Source organism: Variovorax sp. CCNWLW225, from assembly GCF_037204045.1.
In the GTDB taxonomy this organism is placed as follows: domain Bacteria; phylum Pseudomonadota; class Gammaproteobacteria; order Burkholderiales; family Burkholderiaceae_C; genus Variovorax.
This window is the reverse complement of record NZ_JBBCBV010000014.1, coordinates 40,507-57,614: the sequence shown is the minus strand read 5'-3', so window position 1 is coordinate 57,614 and position 17,108 is coordinate 40,507. Positions and strand designations below refer to the sequence as shown.

At 62.7% G+C, this 17,108-nt stretch carries 16 protein-coding genes and 2 riboswitches; of the genes, 9 read left to right on the top strand and 7 right to left on the bottom strand.

Translation table 11 applies throughout. The annotated features are described in order from the left end of the window. Window positions 1-15 precede the first annotated feature (15 nt). From V9L20_RS20405 to V9L20_RS20390, 4 genes are read right to left on the bottom strand one after another with little or no spacing between them, the layout of a single operon-like run. The gene (locus V9L20_RS20405; RefSeq protein ID WP_258503892.1) at window positions 16-642 is read right to left on the bottom strand and encodes a DJ-1/PfpI family protein; all 627 of its coding nucleotides are present in this window, start codon (window positions 640-642) and stop codon (window positions 16-18) included. A gap of 40 nt (window positions 643-682) precedes the next feature. Beyond that, complete coding sequence (locus V9L20_RS20400; RefSeq protein WP_337297983.1) at window positions 683-1,885, bottom strand: aminotransferase-like domain-containing protein; 1,203 nt, start codon at window positions 1,883-1,885, stop codon at window positions 683-685. A 37-nt stretch (window positions 1,886-1,922) separates the two neighbouring features. Beyond that, entirely contained in the window at window positions 1,923-2,879 is a 957-nt protein-coding gene (locus V9L20_RS20395; RefSeq protein WP_337297982.1) for a DMT family transporter, read from the bottom strand. Then, complete coding sequence (locus tag V9L20_RS20390) at window positions 2,876-3,475, bottom strand: LysE family translocator (protein WP_258503895.1); 600 nt, start codon at window positions 3,473-3,475, stop codon at window positions 2,876-2,878. Before V9L20_RS20390 ends, V9L20_RS20395 begins: the two co-directional genes overlap by 4 nt. A gap of 103 nt (window positions 3,476-3,578) precedes the next feature. Here V9L20_RS20390 and V9L20_RS20385 point away from each other — a divergent pair, with 103 nt between their 5' ends. The 3 genes from V9L20_RS20385 to V9L20_RS20375 all read left to right on the top strand — a co-directional run bounded on the left by V9L20_RS20385 (window position 3,579) and on the right by V9L20_RS20375 (window position 7,104). After that, complete coding sequence (locus V9L20_RS20385) at window positions 3,579-4,994, top strand: aminotransferase-like domain-containing protein (protein ID WP_126747656.1); 1,416 nt, start codon at window positions 3,579-3,581, stop codon at window positions 4,992-4,994. A 97-nt stretch (window positions 4,995-5,091) separates the two neighbouring features. Further along, complete coding sequence (locus tag V9L20_RS20380; protein WP_337297981.1) at window positions 5,092-5,778, top strand: PhaM family polyhydroxyalkanoate granule multifunctional regulatory protein; 687 nt, start codon at window positions 5,092-5,094, stop codon at window positions 5,776-5,778. Window positions 5,779-5,823: 45 nt separating this feature from the next. Then, on the top strand, window positions 5,824-7,104 hold the full coding sequence (locus tag V9L20_RS20375) for an FIST signal transduction protein (protein WP_337297980.1): 1,281 nt from the start codon (window positions 5,824-5,826) through the stop codon (window positions 7,102-7,104). A gap of 17 nt (window positions 7,105-7,121) precedes the next feature. Here the strand turns inward: V9L20_RS20375 and V9L20_RS20370 are convergent, their stop codons facing one another. Next, a complete protein-coding gene (locus tag V9L20_RS20370; RefSeq protein ID WP_337297979.1) occupies window positions 7,122-8,423 on the bottom strand; it encodes a D-amino acid dehydrogenase in 1,302 nt (433 codons plus the stop codon). 91 nt (window positions 8,424-8,514) lie between these two features. Beyond that, window positions 8,515-8,620, bottom strand: a riboswitch (glycine riboswitch). A 34-nt stretch (window positions 8,621-8,654) separates the two neighbouring features. After that, a riboswitch (glycine riboswitch) is annotated at window positions 8,655-8,754 on the bottom strand. A 93-nt stretch (window positions 8,755-8,847) separates the two neighbouring features. Between V9L20_RS20370 and rfbB the strand changes: the two genes are divergently transcribed. The 6 genes from rfbB to V9L20_RS20340 all read left to right on the top strand — a co-directional run bounded on the left by rfbB (window position 8,848) and on the right by V9L20_RS20340 (window position 14,960). Beyond that, on the top strand, window positions 8,848-9,930 hold the full coding sequence (gene rfbB / locus V9L20_RS20365; RefSeq protein ID WP_337297978.1) for a dTDP-glucose 4,6-dehydratase: 1,083 nt from the start codon (window positions 8,848-8,850) through the stop codon (window positions 9,928-9,930). After that, window positions 9,927-10,817 carry a dTDP-4-dehydrorhamnose reductase gene (rfbD, locus tag V9L20_RS20360; protein WP_337297977.1) on the top strand — a complete coding sequence of 297 codons (891 nt, stop codon included), beginning with the start codon at window positions 9,927-9,929 and terminating at the stop codon, window positions 10,815-10,817. Before rfbB ends, rfbD begins: the two co-directional genes overlap by 4 nt. Window positions 10,818-10,863: 46 nt before the next feature. Further along, window positions 10,864-11,772, top strand: a complete 909-nt coding sequence (rfbA, locus tag V9L20_RS20355) for a glucose-1-phosphate thymidylyltransferase RfbA (protein ID WP_337297976.1) — start codon at window positions 10,864-10,866, stop codon at window positions 11,770-11,772. Further along, complete coding sequence (gene rfbC / locus V9L20_RS20350) at window positions 11,769-12,320, top strand: dTDP-4-dehydrorhamnose 3,5-epimerase (RefSeq protein WP_337297975.1); 552 nt, start codon at window positions 11,769-11,771, stop codon at window positions 12,318-12,320. The genes rfbA and rfbC overlap by 4 nt, the downstream gene beginning before the upstream one ends. 97 nt (window positions 12,321-12,417) lie before the next feature. Further along, window positions 12,418-13,794 carry a rhamnosyltransferase WsaF family glycosyltransferase gene (locus V9L20_RS20345; protein ID WP_337297974.1) on the top strand — a complete coding sequence of 459 codons (1,377 nt, stop codon included), beginning with the start codon at window positions 12,418-12,420 and terminating at the stop codon, window positions 13,792-13,794. Next, the gene (locus V9L20_RS20340) at window positions 13,794-14,960 is read left to right on the top strand and encodes a glycosyltransferase (RefSeq protein ID WP_337297973.1); all 1,167 of its coding nucleotides are present in this window, start codon (window positions 13,794-13,796) and stop codon (window positions 14,958-14,960) included. The genes V9L20_RS20345 and V9L20_RS20340 overlap by 1 nt, the downstream gene beginning before the upstream one ends. Before the next feature lie 166 nt (window positions 14,961-15,126). On the opposite strand, the gene gmd is transcribed toward V9L20_RS20340, so the two are convergent. After that, the gene (gene gmd / locus V9L20_RS20335; protein ID WP_337297972.1) at window positions 15,127-16,164 is read right to left on the bottom strand and encodes a GDP-mannose 4,6-dehydratase; all 1,038 of its coding nucleotides are present in this window, start codon (window positions 16,162-16,164) and stop codon (window positions 15,127-15,129) included. Window positions 16,165-16,384: 220 nt separating this feature from the next. Continuing rightward, on the bottom strand, window positions 16,385-17,107 hold the full coding sequence (locus V9L20_RS20330; RefSeq protein ID WP_337297971.1) for an ABC transporter ATP-binding protein: 723 nt from the start codon (window positions 17,105-17,107) through the stop codon (window positions 16,385-16,387). Window position 17,108 lies beyond the last annotated feature (1 nt).

Here is a 17,108-nt window from a genome sequence, read left to right as displayed (position 1 = left end):
AACGGCAATGCGTCTTCAGGCCGTCGCGGTTGCCGCAACCTGCGGGAGGTACGGCTCGATGTTGCGCATGGCCCGTGCCACGTAGTCGTCCTTCTCGCCCACCGGCGCGACATAGTGCAATGCGCTCTTCGCAGCCTCGACGCCTTCGCTGCGCGCAATGAGCCAGGCCGCGAGATAGGGCGCCGACAGGCATCCGCCGGCGGTGGCCACATTGCCGCTCGCGAAGAAAGGCTGATTGAGCACCTCGACGCCGGCCTCCTGCACCCACGGCTTGGTCGTGAGGTCGGTGCATGCGGGCACCGCACCCAGCAGGCCCAGCTTGGCGAGCAGCAGGGTGCCCGAGCATTGCGCGCCGATCAGCTGCCGCTTGGCGTCGAGCCGGCGCAGCACGCTCATGATGGCGGGGTCGCCTGCAATCTCTCGCGTGCGAATGCCGCTGCCGACGAGCACTGCCTCGGCCTCGGCGGCGGCCTCGAGCGTGGAGCTCGCATGCACGGTCACGCCGTTCATCGACGTGACCGTGGCGCTGGGCGCGGACAGGGTCACGCGCCAGCCCGGCTTCTTGATGCGGTTGAGCACGCCGAGCGCCACCAGCGAATCGAGTTCGTTGAAGCCGTCGAAGGTCAGTATGGCAATGTGCATGGTGGTACCTCTGTATGGCGCCTATGGCGCCTATGGCGGCTCAGACCGGTTCGGGCGCGAGCTTGCGTTCGGCCACTAGCGCCAGTTCTTCGCGCAGCGTCAGGGCCAGCGCGGCGATGGCGACATCGATCTCTTCGACGCTGGCCGTGACGAACGACAGGCGCAGCGTGCGCGGGTCGCCCTGGCCCGCGTAGAACGGCGCGCCCGGAACGAAGGCCACGTTGCGCTCGACCGCCTTGGGCAGCAGCGCCACGGTGTCGATGCCCTCGGGCATGCGCGCCCACAGGAACATGCCGCCCTTGGGTGCGTTGAACTTCACGTCCAGGCCGGCCATCTCGCGCGTGAGCGCGGCGATCATCGCGTCGCGCTGGCGCTTGTACAGCGCGCGGATCGTGGGCACGTGGCTGTCGAGGAAGTTGTCTTTCATCACCGCCGAAACCATGCGCTGCGTGAAGATGGGCGTGTGCAGGTCGACCGCCTGCTTGGCTTGCAGCAGCTTGGGATAGATGGCCTTTGGCGCGACCAGGAAGCCCAGGCGCAGGCCGGGCGCGAGCACCTTGGAGAACGAGCCCAGGTAGATGCAGCCTTCAGGGTTGCGCGCGGTCAGCGGCAGCGGCGGCGCTTCGTCGAACCACAGTTCGCCGTAGGGGTTGTCCTCGACGATCGGCAGGCCCGCAGCAGCGGCCGCGGCGGAGACTGCGGCGCGGCGCTCTTCGGTCATGGTGCGGCCGGTGGGGTTCTGGAAGTTGGGCAGCAGGTAGATGAAGCGGGCATCCTTCGCCTTGGCCACCAGGTCTTCGACGATCACGCCGTCGTCATCGCTGGCCACGCTCACGGGTTCAGGCTCCATCGGACCGAAGGCCTGTAGCGCGCCAAGGTAGGTGGGGGTTTCGACCAGCACCTTGCTGCCCGGGTCGAGCAGCACCTTGGCGACAAGGTCCAGGCCCTGCTGCGAGCCGGTGGTGATGAGCACCTGCGCAGGGTCGACGTTCCACGGCAGCATGTCGGCCACGGCCTGGCGCAGCGGCGCATAGCCTTCGCTCGCGGCGTATTGCAGGGCCGCCTGGCCGTCCTTGTGCAGCAGCTCGGCGCAGGCGTCGGCAAAGGCCTGGATGGGAAAGGTCTTGGGCGAGGGCAGGCCGCCGGCCAGGCTGATGATGCCGGGGCGCTCGGTGACCTTGAGGATTTCGCGCAGCACCGACGGGTTCATCTTGGCGGCGCGGGCGGCGAGTTTCCAGTTCATGGTTCTTCTTTCAGGCGGGTGAGGTGAGGGGCGAATGTCAGGATTGTTCGGCGCGCGCTGAACGCGGCGAAACGGCAGGAGCGGGCTGCGGCTGGGAGAGGCGCTTGCCGAGCACCACGGTGCAGACCACCGCGCCGGCAAAGCCGAGGGTAACCACATCGAGCGGCTCGCCCAGCAACGGAATGGAGGCCAGTATCGACAAGAAGGGCTGCAGCAGCTGGGTCTGGCTCACACGCAGCGCGCCGCCCATCGCAAGGCCGCGGTACCAGGCGAAGAAGCCGATCCACATCGAGAACACGCCGACATAGACGAAGCCCGCCCAGGCCGTGGTGGCGATGGGTTCCTGCGGCCACAAGGCAAATGTGGCCGGCAGGGTGACCGGCAGCGCCATCACGCACACCCAGCAGATCACGCGCTCCGCGCCGAGCGACGGCGTGACCTGCGCGCCGTAGATGTAGCCGAACGAGGCCGCAATCACCGCGCCAACCAGCAGCAGGTCGGCCCATTCGAAACCGAAGCCGTGGCCGTTCTGGCTTGCGCGCAGCAGCGAGAACAGCACGACCAGCACGCTGCCTGCAACGGCGCAGAGCCAGAAGCCGAGCCGCGCGCGCTGGTGCAGCACCAGGGCGGCGACCGCGGCGGTCACCAGCGGCAGCAGCGCGGTGACCACGGCCGCATGGCTGGCCGTGACCACGCGCAAGGCATAGCCCAGCAGCAGCGGATAGCCGATCACATTGCCGAGCACCGCCATGCCGAGCGGCTTCCACTGGTGCGGCGCGGGCCGAGGCGATCGCGTGGCGACCAGGAAGATCGTCGAGAGAACACCGGCCAATGCGGCGCGGCCCAGCGTGACGAACCAGGGCGAAAGCTGCGGCGCGTCTTGCGTGCCGGTGGCCAGCCGCGTCATCGGCAGGGTGACGGCGAAAAGCGCCACGCCGATCACGCCCAGCCACATGCCCAGGGTTTCTTCCTTGACGTTGAACCTGCTGCTCATACGCTCAGCATCCACCAGGCCGTGAGCACCAGCACCATCCCCATCGCGCGGTTGAACCACAGCAGGCGCTTGCCTTTGGAGAGCCATTCGCGCAGCAGCGCGCCGACCAGCGCATAAGTGAAGTTGCTGATGAAGGCGTAGATCAGCATCACCGGCGCGACGATGGCGAAGCGCCCGAGCGCATTGGGCTGCCCCGCAATCCAGCCGGCCACCAGCGTGAGCGCGAGCAGCCACGCCTTGATGTTGACGAACTGCAGCATCACGCCCTGTCCGAAGCCGATGTGGAGGCTGGCGCTATCCGCACGGCCGAGCGTGGCGCTGCCGCTCAGCTTGTAGGCGAGCCACAGCAGGTAACCCACGCCGAGCGCCTTGATGGCCAGGCGCAGCGATGGCACTGCCACCACCAGCGCGCCGATACCCGCCGCGCACAGCACCAGCAGCAGCGTCCAGCCCACGGGAACCGCCACGACAAAACGCATGGCGCGCGGCAGGCCGCCGTTTGCGGCCAGGGCGGTGGAGAGCGTGGTGTTGGGCCCGGGCGAGAAGCTCATCGCTGTGGCCAGCACCAGCAGCGCGGTGAATTCTTGCCAGTTCATTGCATACACTCTAAACTTTGAGACCATTACAGTTCCAATACAGTTGATCGAACATATTCGAAAACTGTATTGGCCTGCCACTCGACACAGAAGCGCAAGGCCGATGCTGACACGAACCTCCACCCAGTCGCTCACAGGGCAATTGGCCGACCGGCTGGCAGAGCGCATCCGCACCCGGCTGCTGCCGCCCGGCGCGCGCCTGCCCTCGGTGCGCGAATGCGCGCGCCAGCAGGGCGTGAGCCCCTATACGGTAGTGGCGGCTTACGACCAACTGCTGGCGCAGGGCCTGGTCGAGGCGCGCCGGCAGCGCGGCTTCTATGTGCGCGATGCGGCGCCAGCCCCGGAGGGGCGCCCGGCCAATGCGGCGCCCATGGTCGCGCAGATGATGGCGTCGCGTGTACCGGCTGACGCGAGTTCGCTCATCCGCAGCATGTTCCACAGGCCAAGCGACAAGCCGCAGCCGGGCATGGGCGTGTTTCCGCCGGACTGGATGTCGTCGACCTTCATGCCGACCGCGGTGCGCCGCATGACCAATACAGCCGCGCTGCAGGAGCTGTCGCTGCAGTACGGCGAACCTTCGGGCGATGCCGCGCTGCGCCGCAGCCTGTCGAACAAGCTCGTGGGCATCAACGTGCCGGCCGCGCCCGACCAGATCGTGACGACCGTGGGCGCCACGCACGCGCTGGACATCGTGAGCCGCACGCTGCTGCGAGCGGGCGATCCGGTCATGGTGGAGGAGCCCGGGTGGGCGCTCGAATTCGCGCGGCTCGAGGCGCTGGGCATGCGCATCTTGCCGGTTCCGCGCCGTGCCGACGGGCCCGACCTGGAAGTGATGGCGCAGTACTGCGCGCTGCACAGCCCCAAGCTCTTCGTGAGCGTGAGCGTGCTGCACAACCCGACCGGGTACAGCCTGACCCCGGGCAGCGCGCACCGCGTGCTGAAGCTGGCCAACGAGCATGACTTTCACATCGTCGAGGACGACACCTACAGCCATCTCGCGCCCGAGCACGCCACGCGGCTCAGCGCGCTCGACGGGCTGCAGCGCACCATCTACGTGAGCGGGTTCGCAAAGATCCTCGCGCCCAACTGGCGCATCGGCTTTCTGGCCGCATCGCCCGAGTTGAAGGAGCGGCTGCTCGAAACCAAGCTGCTGGCCACGCTGACCACGCCCACGCTGTTCGAGCGGGCGCTGTCGTGGTGCATCGACCAGGGGCAACTGCGCCGGCATGCCGATCGCATACGCATCCGGCTCGACGGTGCGCGCAGCCGTGCGGTGAAGCTGGCCATGGCGCACGGCTGCACCTTCGCCTCGGAGCCGGCGGGCCTGTTCGGTTGGGTGGATACGGGCGTGGACACCGACGCGCTCACGCAGCGCATGCTCGACCAGGGCTACCTGCTTGCGCCGGGTTCGCTCTTCCATGCACGCAGGCCGCCGAGCACGATGATGCGCATCAACTTCGCGACCTCGCAGGACGCCGCATTCTGGAAAGTGTTCAGCAAGGTTCGCGCGGAGCTGTGACAGCTCCGGGCAGGTAAACGCGAGGGCCGCGGGCCCAAATCGCCAGTGCGTTGGAGTAAGCTGGCATCACAAGAAAACCCAACCCGGAGACCCCTGCATGAGCAACGCCAGCCAGCCTTTTGACTTCAGTCAATTTGTCCCCGGATTCGACTTTCTGAAGAATCTCGCAGGCGGTGCCGCCGCCGGATCGGGCGCTGCCACGAGCGCCGGGCCCGGTTTGCCGAGCCTTGCGAGCTGGGTGGCGCCCACGCTCAGCGTGGAAGAGGTCGACAAGCGCATCCAGGAGCTCAAGACCGTGCAATATTGGCTCGAGCAGAACGGCCATGCGCTCAAGGCCACCATCCAGGCGCTCGAGGTGCAAAAGATGACACTTTCGACCTTGCGCGGCATGAACGTGCGGATGGAAGATATCGCGAGCGCGTTCACCAAGCAGGCGGCCCCGGCAGCGCCGGTTGCTGCCCCGCCGGCGGAGCCTGAGCCACAAGTCGAGGCGGAGGAGGAAACGCCGGCACCCGCCAAAAAAGCCCGCAGCAAGCCGGCCTCGGCTGCTTCCGCATCGGGCGGCGACGGTGGCGTGATCGATCCGATGCAATGGTGGGGTTCGCTGACCGAGCAGTTCCAGCAGATCGCCACATCGGCCCTGCACGACGCGGCCCAGATCAAGGTGCCGGCACCGGCCGCCGCTCCCGCCGCTTCAAAGCCGGCCGCAAGGAAGGCGACAGCAACCGCCGCCAAAAAGAAGGCGCCGACCGCCGCGCGAAAGCGAACGACCGGACGGCGCTGACGTCATACATACACACATCTTGAAGAGAACGGGTTGGCACGCATCATGAAGTTGTTTCCCTCCGGTCACGCCACCCATCCGCAATGGCGCATGGCGGCCGGCCTTGTGCTGGCCCAGTTGCGCGCCCAGATGGCGCTGCCCGACTACGCGTCGGCGCCGACGCTCGGGCTGCTCTACATCACCGACCACTACGCGTCCGATGCGCAAGACATCCTCGACCACCTGAGCGCCGAGCTTCCGGAGGTGACCGACTGGTCCGGCACCGTCGGCATCGGCGTGTCGGCCAACAATGCCGAATACTTCGACGAGCCCGGCCTGAGCCTGATGCTCTGCGCGCTGCCGAGCGACCAATATCGTGTGTTCTCCGGCGTGGCTCCACTGGGCAACTCGGAGATGAGCGGTTTCGAGGCGCATACGGCGCTGGTGCATGCGGACCCGGCCACCCCCGATCTCACCGAATTGATCGGCGAGATGGCGGGCCGCACCGACACCGGCTACCTGTTCGGCGGCCTCTCGTCAGGCCGTGCGGGCGCCTTGCAGTTTGCGGTCGGCGGCAACGGAAACATCCGCGGCCACGGCGCTGCGGGCGGCGTGTTCTCGGGTGGCTTGTCGGGCGTGGTGTTCGGCGAGGGCGTGCGGCTGGTGTCGCGCGTCACGCAAGGCTGCCAGCCGCTGCGCTCCGGCGGGGGGCGTGAGCGCGAGATCACCGAGGCCGACGGCAACCTGCTGCTCAAGCTCGATGGCGAGCCCGCACTCGACGTGCTGCTGGCCGACCTGCAGGTCTCGCTCGAACGCCCGCAGGAAGCCATCGACGCCGTGCGCGCCACCCTGGTGGGCCTGGCCGATGCGGGCAGCGACGGCATCCGCCGCACCGGCGACCTGGGCGCCGACGTGCTGGTGCGCCACATCATCGGCCTGGATCCGACGCGGCGCGGCATCGCCATTGCCGATGTGGCCGAGGCCGGCATGCGCCTGACCTTCTGCCGGCGCAATGCACAGGCCGCACGCGCCGACCTGATGCGCATCTGCGCGGAAATCCGCGAAGAACTGGAGCCCGAAGAACAGACCCTGGCCACCGCGCGCGCCGTGGCGGCCGGGGAGGCCGAAGCAGCGCCGCACCCGGCGCGCCGCATTGCGGGTGCCGTGTACGTGAGCTGCTCGGGACGCGGCGGGCCGCACTTCGGCGCACCGGGCGCCGAGCTGCAGATCGTGCGGCACGCGCTCGGCGACGTGCCGCTGGTCGGATTCTTTGCGGCGGGGGAGATTGCCCGGCACCACTTGTATGGGTATACGGGGGTGTTGACGGTGTTTACCGGCAACGATTAACCACCGCCACGGCCAGATCAGGCCGGCTGGAGCAGGCGCGCTGCTGGCGTAGGCATGCCGGCAAACGCAAAATCGACCTCAGGCGCAAGCCCGCTCACAATCCGCGCCACCGACCTGCCCGACCCGCACGCATGCGTCCACCCAAGCGTGCCGTGCCCGGTGTTCAGGTACAGGTTGGGCAGCTTCGTCTTGCCAATCAACGGCACATTGCTCGGCGTCGCGGGGCGCAGGCCTGTCCAGAACTGCGCCTGTGTGGTGTCGCCAGCGCCGGGGAAGAGCTGTTCAACGCGCCGCACGATCGCTTCGCAGCGCACGCGGTTCAAGTCGCGGTCATAGCCATTGAGCTCGGCCGTGCCGGCAATACGCAGGCGGTCGCCGGAGGCCGACGTGTACCGCGAAAACACGAGCTTGAACTCGTCGTCGGTCAGCGAAACCTGGTGCGCCTTCGTCGCGTCTTTGACTGGCAGCGTGACCGAATAGCCTTTGGCTGGATAGATCGGCAGGCGAATGCCCAGCGGCGCGGCATACAGCGGACTCAATGAGCCCATTGCAAGCACGAAGGCGTCGCCGCGAATGCGTTGGAAGCGACCTTCGTTGTCGGTAGCTTCCACGTGGTCGATGCTGCCGCCCGCTTCGCGCAGCGCAGTCACCGTGTGGCTCATGAGGAACTTCACGCCCGCCGCTGCCGCGAGGCGTGCCATTTCGCGGGCGAAGAGGTTTGCATCGCCGGACTCGTCTTCTGCCGTGTAGGTGGCACCGGCCAATTGCGGACGGATGTGCGCAAGGGCGGGCTCGATCTTCACTGCCTCGTCCGCGGAGATGACTTGCCGTTCACATCCGAGCGCGCGCATCTGTTCGGCGGGCGCAAGGGCGCTGTCGAACTCTTTCTGCGTCGTATAGAAGTGCAGGATGCCTTGGGTGCGCTGGTCGTAGGCGATGCCCGTGTCGCGCCGCAACTGCTGCAGCACTTCGCGGCTGTAGGTGCCCAGGCGCACGATCTGCTCGATGTTGTGCTTCGTACGGGCAGGGGTGCATTCGCGCAGGAATTGCAAGCCCCAGAGCCATTGGCGCATGTCCGCGCGAATGCGAAAGAGCAGCGGTGCGTCTTCCTTGCCCAGCCATTGCAGCACCTTGAGCGGTGCGCTCGGATTGGCCCAGGGTTCGGCATGGCTGACGGAGATTTGCCCGCCGTTGGCAAAACTGGTCTCGGCGGCGGGGGTGGCCTGCCGGTCGATGACGGTCACTTCATGGCCGAGTTGCTGGAGATAGTAAGCCGAGGTAACACCGAGCAAGCCGGCGCCTAGAACGATCACGCGCATTTCAAATACCTTTGAGGTTGAAGCGCTTGAACCGCGGGCGGGGTTTGCTATTGAATAAATAGCAAGCAACCGGACGACCGCCGTCCAAGTTGCCGCTCCCCCTGTCCTCGGTACCTGAGAGATTCACCCATTGCGCCCGCAGCGGGTTTGCTCCTTCGGTGCATCACGCGAGGTGATGGCTCTCCAGACGGCGTGTCAGTTGATGCAGTACATGCCCCGAAACTGTTTGAAAGAATTCCAACAGTTCCGTTCGGCCAACCTGAGCGTTTATGGGAGTTTGCGCCTTCGGTGGAGTAGTAAAAAGAACTACTCGCTCTCCTGCATTAACGCCATTGTAGGTTGGGACCGCGAAGAGCCGACCATGGATTTTTGACAATTCGACCAATGGGATAATTGTCATTGATTCGAAACTTCGGGGAGACTCATGATCCTGGTAACCGGCGGCGCGGGCTTCATTGGCGCCAACTTCGTACTCGACTGGCTGGCGCAGAGCGACGAGTCCATCGTGAATCTCGACAAGCTGACCTATGCGGGCAACCTCGAGACGCTCGGCTCGCTCAACGGCAACCCGAACCACATCTTCGTGCAGGGCGACATCGGCGACAGCGCTTTGGTCGATCGCCTGTTGGCTGAGCACAAGCCACGCGCTATCGTGAATTTTGCCGCGGAATCGCACGTGGATCGCTCTATCCATGGCCCCGAAGACTTCGTGCAAACCAACGTGCTCGGCACCTTTCGCCTGCTCGAGTCGGTGCGCGGCTACTGGAGCGCACTGCCGGCTGAGCAAAAGTCTGCCTTCCGCTTCCTTCACGTGTCGACTGACGAGGTCTACGGCTCACTTTCCAAGACCGATCCCGCCTTTACCGAAGAGAACAAGTACGAGCCCAACAGCCCCTACTCAGCCAGCAAGGCCGCCAGCGACCATCTCGTGCGCGCCTGGCACCACACCTACGGCCTGCCGGTGGTCACCACCAACTGCTCCAACAACTACGGGCCGTTCCACTTCCCCGAGAAGCTCATCCCCCTGATGATCGTCAACGCCCTGGCTGGCAAGCCCTTGCCGGTGTACGGCGACGGCATGCAGGTGCGCGACTGGCTCTATGTGAAGGACCACTGCAGCGCCATTCGCCGCGTGCTCGAGGCCGGCAAGCTCGGCGAGACGTACAACGTCGGTGGCTGGAACGAGAAGCCCAACATCGAGATCGTGAACACCGTGTGCGCGCTGCTCGACGAACTGCGCCCGCGCGCCGATGGCAAACCGTACAAGGAACAGATCAGCTACGTTACCGATCGCCCCGGCCACGACCGGCGCTACGCGATCGATGCACGCAAGCTGGAGCGTGAGCTGGGCTGGAAGCCCGCCGAAACCTTCGACACCGGCATCCGCAAGACCGTCGAGTGGTACCTCGCGAACGCCGAATGGGTGCGCAACGTGCAAAGCGGCGCGTACCGCGCATGGGTCGAGAAGCAATACGACGCCGCACCCGCGGCCAAGGCCACCGCATGAAGCTGCTGCTGCTGGGCAAGGGCGGACAGGTCGGCTGGGAGTTGCAGCGCAGCCTCGCGCCGCTGGGCGAACTGGTGGCGCTCGATTTCGACAGCACCGACTTCAACGCCGACTTCAGCCGTCCCGACCAGTTGGCCGAGACTGTGCTCAAGGTGCGGCCTGACGTGATCGTCAATGCCGCGGCCCACACGGCCGTGGACAAAGCCGAGAGCGAGCCCGACTTCGCGCGCAAGCTCAACGCCACTTCGCCCGGCGTGGTGGCCGAAGCCGCCGGGCAGATCGGTGCACTCATGGTGCATTACTCCACCGACTACGTGTTCGATGGCAGCGGCAGCAAGCCTTGGCAAGAAGACGATGCCACCGGCCCACTCAGTGTGTATGGCCGCACCAAGCTCGAAGGCGAACAGTTGGTGGCCAAGCACTGCGCCAAGCACCTGATCTTTCGCACCAGCTGGGTGTTTGCCGCGCGCGGCGGCAACTTCGCCAAGACCATGTTGCGGCTTGCCAAGGAACGCGAAAAGCTGACCGTCATCGACGACCAATTTGGCGCCCCGACAGGTGCCGAACTGCTGGCCGATATCACGGCGCATGCGATTCGTGCCACCTTGCAAGACCCTTCCAAAGCCGGCCTGTATCACGCGGTCGCCGGCGGCGAGACCACCTGGTGCGGCTATGCACGCTTTGTGCTTGAGCAGGCGCGCCAAGCCGGCGTAGAGCTCAAGGCCGGCCCCGAACAGGTCGAAGCCGTACCCACGAGTGCCTTCCCCACGCCCGCTACGCGGCCGGCCAATTCGCGCCTCGATACGCGCAAGCTGCAATCCACCTTTGGCCTGGTGCTGCCGCACTGGCAACAAGGCGTCGCCCGCATGCTGCGCGAGACCCTTTAAACGCGCGTTGCCTAGTAAGCAGAGAAAGCAAGAAAGAAATACAACGATGACCACGAAGACCACGAAGACCACGCAACGCAAGGGCATCATTCTGGCCGGCGGCTCGGGCACCCGGCTGCATCCCGCCACGCTCGCGCTCAGCAAACAGCTGTTGCCGGTGTATGACAAGCCGATGATCTATTACCCGCTCAGCACGCTGATGCTCGGCGGCATGCGCGACATCCTGATCATCAGCACGCCGCAGGACACCCCGCGCTTCCAGCAGCTGCTGGGCGACGGCAGCCAATGGGGCATCAACTTGCAGTACGCGGTGCAGCCCAGTCCCGACGGGCTCGCGCAGGCCTTCATCATCGGCGACAAGTTCGTCGGCAATTCGCCGAGCGCGCTGGTGCTGGGCGACAACATCTTTTACGGCCACGACTTTGCGCACCTGCTGGCCGATGCCGATGCGAAATCGGCGGGCGCCACGGTGTTCGCCTATCACGTGCACGACCCAGAGCGCTACGGCGTTGTGGCCTTTGATGCACAAGGCAAGGCCAGCAGCATCGAAGAAAAACCGGCCAAGCCCAAGAGTAGCTACGCCGTGACGGGCCTTTATTTCTACGACAACCAGGTCATCGATATCGCCAAGGCCGTGAAGCCCAGCGCGCGCGGCGAGCTGGAAATTACCGCCGTCAACCAGGCCTACTTGGACCTCGATCAACTCAACGTGCAGATCATGCAGCGCGGGTATGCGTGGCTGGACACCGGCACGCACGAGAGCCTGCTGGAAGCAGGGCAGTTCATTGCCACGCTGGAGCACCGGCAGGGGCTGAAGATCGCCTGCCCCGAAGAAATTGCCTGGCGCAACGGGTTTATCGACCGGGAGCAGTTGGCGAGGCTCGCAGCGCCATTGCAGAAGAATGGTTACGGCAAATATCTGAACCACCTGTTGGCCGAGGAGGTGCGCTCATGAAGGCAACCCCAACTGCAATACCCGAGGTGCTGATCATCGAGCCGAAGGTTTTTGGCGATGCGCGCGGCTTCTTCTACGAGAGCTTCAACGGCAAGGCGTTCGACCAAGCGGTCGGGCGGCATGTCGAGTTTGTGCAGGACAACCATTCGCGCTCGGCGAAGGGTGTGCTGCGAGGGCTGCATTACCAGATTCAGCAGCCGCAAGGAAAACTGGTGCGTGTGGTTCGAGGCGCGGTGTTCGATGTGGCGGTGGACATCCGCAAGTCATCGCCGACGTTCGGGAAATGGGTGGGGGTGGAGCTCAGTGAGGACAACCACAAGCAGCTATGGGTCCCAGCAGGATTCGCACATGGTTTTTTGGTGTTGAGCGAAACGGCAGAGTTTTTGTACAAAACCACGGACTACTACGCGCCAGCGCATGAGCGAAGCATCGTCTGGAACGATTCGGACATCGATATCCAATGGCCGGACTCCGGCATGGCTCCTTTGCTCTCCGCAAAAGATCAACAAGGTTTGGCCTTTCGCGATGCGGCCCTATTCGATAGTTAACGAACCGCTTGGCCGCGGGCCGAGTTGTAGTGATTCCAAGAAGACCAAAGTACATAACAAGCGACAGTGTCACTGATAAAAGTGCAAGGAAATATCGATGAATGAGCGAGGGAGGCGATTCCTGGCATTTTGGAAAGAGCACGGCACAGCTGCTGCTGCGCGACTCATTCGGGCCAAGTTGGGTGATGCAATTGCGGGGCGTCCGATTTTCAATGAATTAGCCCCCGACAACATCGCAGTCGATACCACTCCGGTTGATGTTGCTGCTATTGCGGGCGGACAACCCACGCCCGCGAGCGAGATTGTTCGCGCGAGGTTCTTTGCCTTCCAGCCGTTGGAGACCTACGTCATCCCTAAAGCGTCGATCCCGAGAGTGAGCTTGGTGACCGACAGCATTGGGGATGGAAGCCTGTTCGGTGGGGTGGGTACGGCGCTGCTGCTCGCTGCACAGTTGGCTAATCGGATGAACGCCACGCTGCGGATTGTGACGCGAACCGAAGTCCCCTCGGCTTCGAATGCTGCACAGATTTTGCGTGCCTACGGAATTCAATTGAGGCACGAAATCCAACTGAAGTTTTCTCCCGCGGCAAGAGAAGGCTCGGCTTGCGAGACCGACACGGCGACCGCAGGCTTGGACATTCACTCCGATGAGACATTCATCACTACTTCCTGGTGGACGACTGCCGCAACGCTGCCCAGCGTGCCCCATGCATCGATCATCTATCTGCTTCAAGAGGACGAGCGGATGTTCTATCCGTTCGGGGATGATCGAGTTCAATGCGAACGGATCTTGAATAACCAAGACATCAGATTCGTCGTGAACACGCGGCTTTTGTACGACCACCTGGTCGCAGATGGCTTGAGTCATCTGAAGCGCAATGGAACTTGGTTCGAACCGGCCTTTCCCAAGGCACTATTCCATGAGCGCCAGCGGGAGCCAGGGGGAAAGAAGAGATTCTTTTTTTACGCGCGGCCGAACAATGAGCGCAATCTTTTCCACTTCGGCCTGAATGTCATCAATAGGGCCGTCGACGAAGGGATTCTTGACCTCAACCAATGGGACATTCTCTTGGTCGGCAAGTACATACCGAATGTGACGTTCGGTGGTAGCTACATACCCCAGCGCTGCGAAGGCCTTGACTGGGAAGCGTATGCGGAGCTTGCCGGAACAATCGATCTCGGACTCTGTTTGATGTACACGCCGCACCCGAGCTACCCGCCGCTCGACCTGGCGGCCAGCGGCGCAGTGGTGGTGACCAATAAGTTCGCCAACAAGCAGGATCTGTCGAGTTATTCGCGCAACATCATTTGCGCTGAACTGAATACGGACGCGTCACTCAACGCACTTCGCGCTGGAGTCGCGCTCGCAGATGATAAGGAAACGCGCGCGCGCAATTTTGCGGCCAATGGGTTGGGCTCGGACTGGACTCAATCGTTTGAGCCAATTCTTCAGTTGCTCTCGATGGCACGCTGATGTTCGAATTGAATATTCCTCTCGTTTCCTACGCTGATCCTTGGCTTCAGCCTCTCTCGAAGCGACTTGCGATACTTTGTCGCCGAGAAGTACGCGTTGCCTATTTTTACGAAGAGCCGAACAACAGCACGTTTCGTTATCGCGCCTACAACATGGCTCAAGTGTTGAACGAGAGTTACTTGTGCAATGTCTCGGCGAGCTACTTTTTCTTGTCTGACTGCGGGCGTTTCGATGAAATTGCCGATGCGGCGGACCTGCTGGTCATCTGTCGCTCGCGTTATTGCCATCAGGTCAACGGACTGATCGCCAAATTCCGTGCGCGTCGGAAGAGAGTTTTGTTCGATGTCGACGATCTGGTTTTTGATACGGATTACGCCCATCTGTTGGTTGCGACTCTGGGCATCGACGTGACGCAGAAGGGCGTATGGGACGACTGGTTTGCAATGATCGCCAGGATGGGGCAGACGCTGAAGCTCTGCGATGGCGCTATAACGACCAACGATTTTCTTGCGCAGAAGCTTGCGGGCTATTCAGGCCTTCCGGTATCCGTAGTGCCAAACTTCATGAACAAGGAGCAATTGGAACTGGCGGAAAAGGTATTTGCTGAGAAGGAGCGAATGCATTTTTCCGGCAAGGGCAGGGTATGCCTAGGTTACTTCAGTGGCTCGCCGTCCCATCGTCTTGATTATGCAATCGTCGAGCCTGCGTTGGTCGAAGTGCTGGCCGAACGGCCAGACGTTGAGGTCATGGTCGTTGGCTACATTGACCATGGACCTGCTATGCGCGAATTTTCCGACCGCATCAGCCGGCAGCCCTTTCAGGACTATGTCAACCTGCAGCGTCTGCTTGGAATGGTCGAGTTCAACTTAATGCCACTGCAATCGAACGCCTTCACTGACTGCAAATCGGAGTTGAAGTATTTCGAGGCAGCTAGCGTGGGCACTTTGAGCATTGCTTCTCCGAGCTATACCTATCAGCGAGCAATCCGCGACGGTGAGAATGGATATCTGACCAAAGCGCATGAATGGACCGAAGCGATTCTGCGAGCTTTGGATCGCAGCGAAACGTATGAGTCTATGGCGGTAAACGCCCGGGCTGATGCGCTATCGAGGTTCGGCTGGCAGCACCAAGTGACTGCCATCCTCAACGCGCTGCAATTGGACTAGCCGCGCGTTGAAGCTAGCATGCGTTCGGACTCAATCGCCAAGACCTTGCCCCATACTGCTTCGCTACTCCTCGGATCAGTCTGGAGCGCGATGGTCGAGCCCTGCCGCGGCGGCTCATTCAGTAGATACTTAACCTGTGAACCTTCGGCGCCGGTAAGCAGTATTCTCAAAATGACGAGTCTTGGGTATTCCGTCTAAGATCGGCCTCTACCATCATCTGACAAAGTTGCTCAAGTGTGGTGGCAGGCTCCCATCCAAGTTTGGCCTTGGCCTTGGCGGGGTCGCCGATCAGAAGTTCCACCTCGGCCGGGCGGTGGAATTTCGGATTGATGCGCATCACGGTCTTGCCCGTCGCCATGTCGACCGCGGACTCCGAGTCGCCGGAGCCCCTGAATTCGATGATCATCCCGGCGGCCTTGAATGCCATACCGACGAAGTCACGCACGGTTTCTGTGCGGTTTGTTGCCAGCACGTAGGTGTCAGGTTCTTCAGCCTGCAGCATGCGCCACATGCCTTCGACATATTCCTTCGCGAAGCCCCAATCGCGCTTGGCGTCAAGATTGCCGAGCTCCAGTACGTCCATCTTGCCCAGCTTGATTTTTGCGACGCCATCGGTGATCTTGCGGGTCACGAACTCCCGGCCGCGCAAGGGGCTCTCGTGATTGAAAAGAATGCCGCTGCAGCCGAAGATGCCGTAGCTTTCCCGGTAGTTGATGGTCATCCAGTGCGCATAGAGCTTTGCGACACCATACGGACTGCGAGGATAAAAAGGCGTTTCCTCGACTTGGGGAATGGCTTGCACCTTGCCGAACATCTCCGACGTGGAGGCTTGATAGAAGCGGATTTTCGGATTGACCAAGCGGATGGCTTCGAGGAGGTGCAGCGCGCCTACCCCCGTGATCTGTGCAGTGGCCACGGGCTGATTGAAACTGACGCCCACGAAACTCTGTGCAGCAAGGTTATAGACCTCGTCCGGCGCGGCGTCGCGAATCAGTGTGATTGAACTGCCCAGGTCGGTAAGGTCGTACTCGACAAGATGCAGATCGGGATTTTTTTGAATCCCGAGTTCCTCGATGCGCCAGAAATTGACGGAACTGGTGCGGCGGTAAGTGCCGTAGACGATGTATCCCTTGGCAAGCAACAGTTCAGCCAAATAGGCGCCGTCTTGACCCGTAATGCCCGTAACCACCGCATGTTTCTTCATGGAAGCCCCTAATTAGAAAAGCGCACAAAGTTCTGCGGCGGAAAGAAGTCGCCGCGGCACTAGGATTCTGCCAAATCGGCAAATCAACAGTGCGCTATTCTTTCTTCTAATTAAGAGAGAAGCGCAATGCGCTACGCCTGGGTCTTCTCGCAGCGCCTTCATAGCGCTCCAAGACGAAAGTCCAGGGGGCGGGTGAAGGTGCCAGCCCAGCGGGCTCAGATCACATCTCGAGCTGCGACAGATCGGCCGCTTCGAGTCGGCCATGGCTGAGTTTGAGAACCATGTTGCATTCCTTGGCGATCAGCGTCGGCGAATGAGAGGCAAGCACCAGAATGCCGGACTTCGAAACCACGTCTCGCATGCGCTTCTCCGCTTTCTCGGTGAAGTCGGCATCACCGACGGAGAGCCATTCGTCCATGAGAAGGATGTCTGCTTCCACGCTGGTGGAGATCGAAAAGGCAAGCCGCATCATCATGCCGGTCGAATAGGTGCGGACCGGCATGTCGACGTACTGCCCAAGTCCGCTGAACTCGCAGATTTCAGGCGTCAGTCGGTCGATTTCCTTCTTGCTCAGCCCCATGACGAGGCCGCGCAGCATGATGTTCTCGATGCCCGTTGCATCGGGCTCGATGCCCAGGGATGGATCAATCAGGCTCGATACGGTGCCTTCGCGCCGGAATTCGCCGGCGGAAGGCTCGTAGACGCCCGCCAACGTGCGTAGCAGGGTCGATTTGCCCGCGCCGTTGTGCCCGATCAGCCCCAGCCGATCGCCGCTTTTCAACTCGAGGTTGATGTCGCTCAGTGCCTGAACGACTGTGACGCCGGTTTCCTTCCCAAACCTGCCGCCGGTGACGGACGCCGCCAGTGTCTTTTTCAAGGATGCCGCTCCCGCGCCGTAGATCGGGAAATTAACAGCAACGTTTTTTAGTGAAATGGAAGCCATG

What these genes read in the sequence shown, in the direction of transcription:
- V9L20_RS20405 (WP_258503892.1), bottom strand. Translation starts at nt 642, where the DNA reads ATGCACATTGCCATACTGACCTTCGACGGCTTCAACGAACTCGATTCG.
- gmd (WP_337297972.1), bottom strand. Translation starts at nt 16,164, where the DNA reads ATGAAGAAACATGCGGTGGTTACGGGCATTACGGGTCAAGACGGCGCC.
- rfbC (WP_337297975.1), top strand. Translation starts at nt 11,769, where the DNA reads ATGAAGGCAACCCCAACTGCAATACCCGAGGTGCTGATCATCGAGCCG.
- rfbD (WP_337297977.1), top strand. Translation starts at nt 9,927, where the DNA reads ATGAAGCTGCTGCTGCTGGGCAAGGGCGGACAGGTCGGCTGGGAGTTG.
- V9L20_RS20380 (WP_337297981.1), top strand. Translation starts at nt 5,092, where the DNA reads ATGAGCAACGCCAGCCAGCCTTTTGACTTCAGTCAATTTGTCCCCGGA.
- V9L20_RS20395 (WP_337297982.1), bottom strand. Translation starts at nt 2,879, where the DNA reads ATGAGCAGCAGGTTCAACGTCAAGGAAGAAACCCTGGGCATGTGGCTG.
- V9L20_RS20400 (WP_337297983.1), bottom strand. Translation starts at nt 1,885, where the DNA reads ATGAACTGGAAACTCGCCGCCCGCGCCGCCAAGATGAACCCGTCGGTG.
- V9L20_RS20340 (WP_337297973.1), top strand. Translation starts at nt 13,794, where the DNA reads ATGTTCGAATTGAATATTCCTCTCGTTTCCTACGCTGATCCTTGGCTT.
- V9L20_RS20390 (WP_258503895.1), bottom strand. Translation starts at nt 3,475, where the DNA reads ATGAACTGGCAAGAATTCACCGCGCTGCTGGTGCTGGCCACAGCGATG.
- V9L20_RS20330 (WP_337297971.1), bottom strand. Translation starts at nt 17,107, where the DNA reads ATGGCTTCCATTTCACTAAAAAACGTTGCTGTTAATTTCCCGATCTAC.
- V9L20_RS20375 (WP_337297980.1), top strand. Translation starts at nt 5,824, where the DNA reads ATGAAGTTGTTTCCCTCCGGTCACGCCACCCATCCGCAATGGCGCATG.
- V9L20_RS20345 (WP_337297974.1), top strand. Translation starts at nt 12,418, where the DNA reads ATGAATGAGCGAGGGAGGCGATTCCTGGCATTTTGGAAAGAGCACGGC.
- V9L20_RS20385 (WP_126747656.1), top strand. Translation starts at nt 3,579, where the DNA reads ATGCTGACACGAACCTCCACCCAGTCGCTCACAGGGCAATTGGCCGAC.
- rfbA (WP_337297976.1), top strand. Translation starts at nt 10,864, where the DNA reads ATGACCACGAAGACCACGAAGACCACGCAACGCAAGGGCATCATTCTG.
- rfbB (WP_337297978.1), top strand. Translation starts at nt 8,848, where the DNA reads ATGATCCTGGTAACCGGCGGCGCGGGCTTCATTGGCGCCAACTTCGTA.
- V9L20_RS20370 (WP_337297979.1), bottom strand. Translation starts at nt 8,423, where the DNA reads ATGCGCGTGATCGTTCTAGGCGCCGGCTTGCTCGGTGTTACCTCGGCT.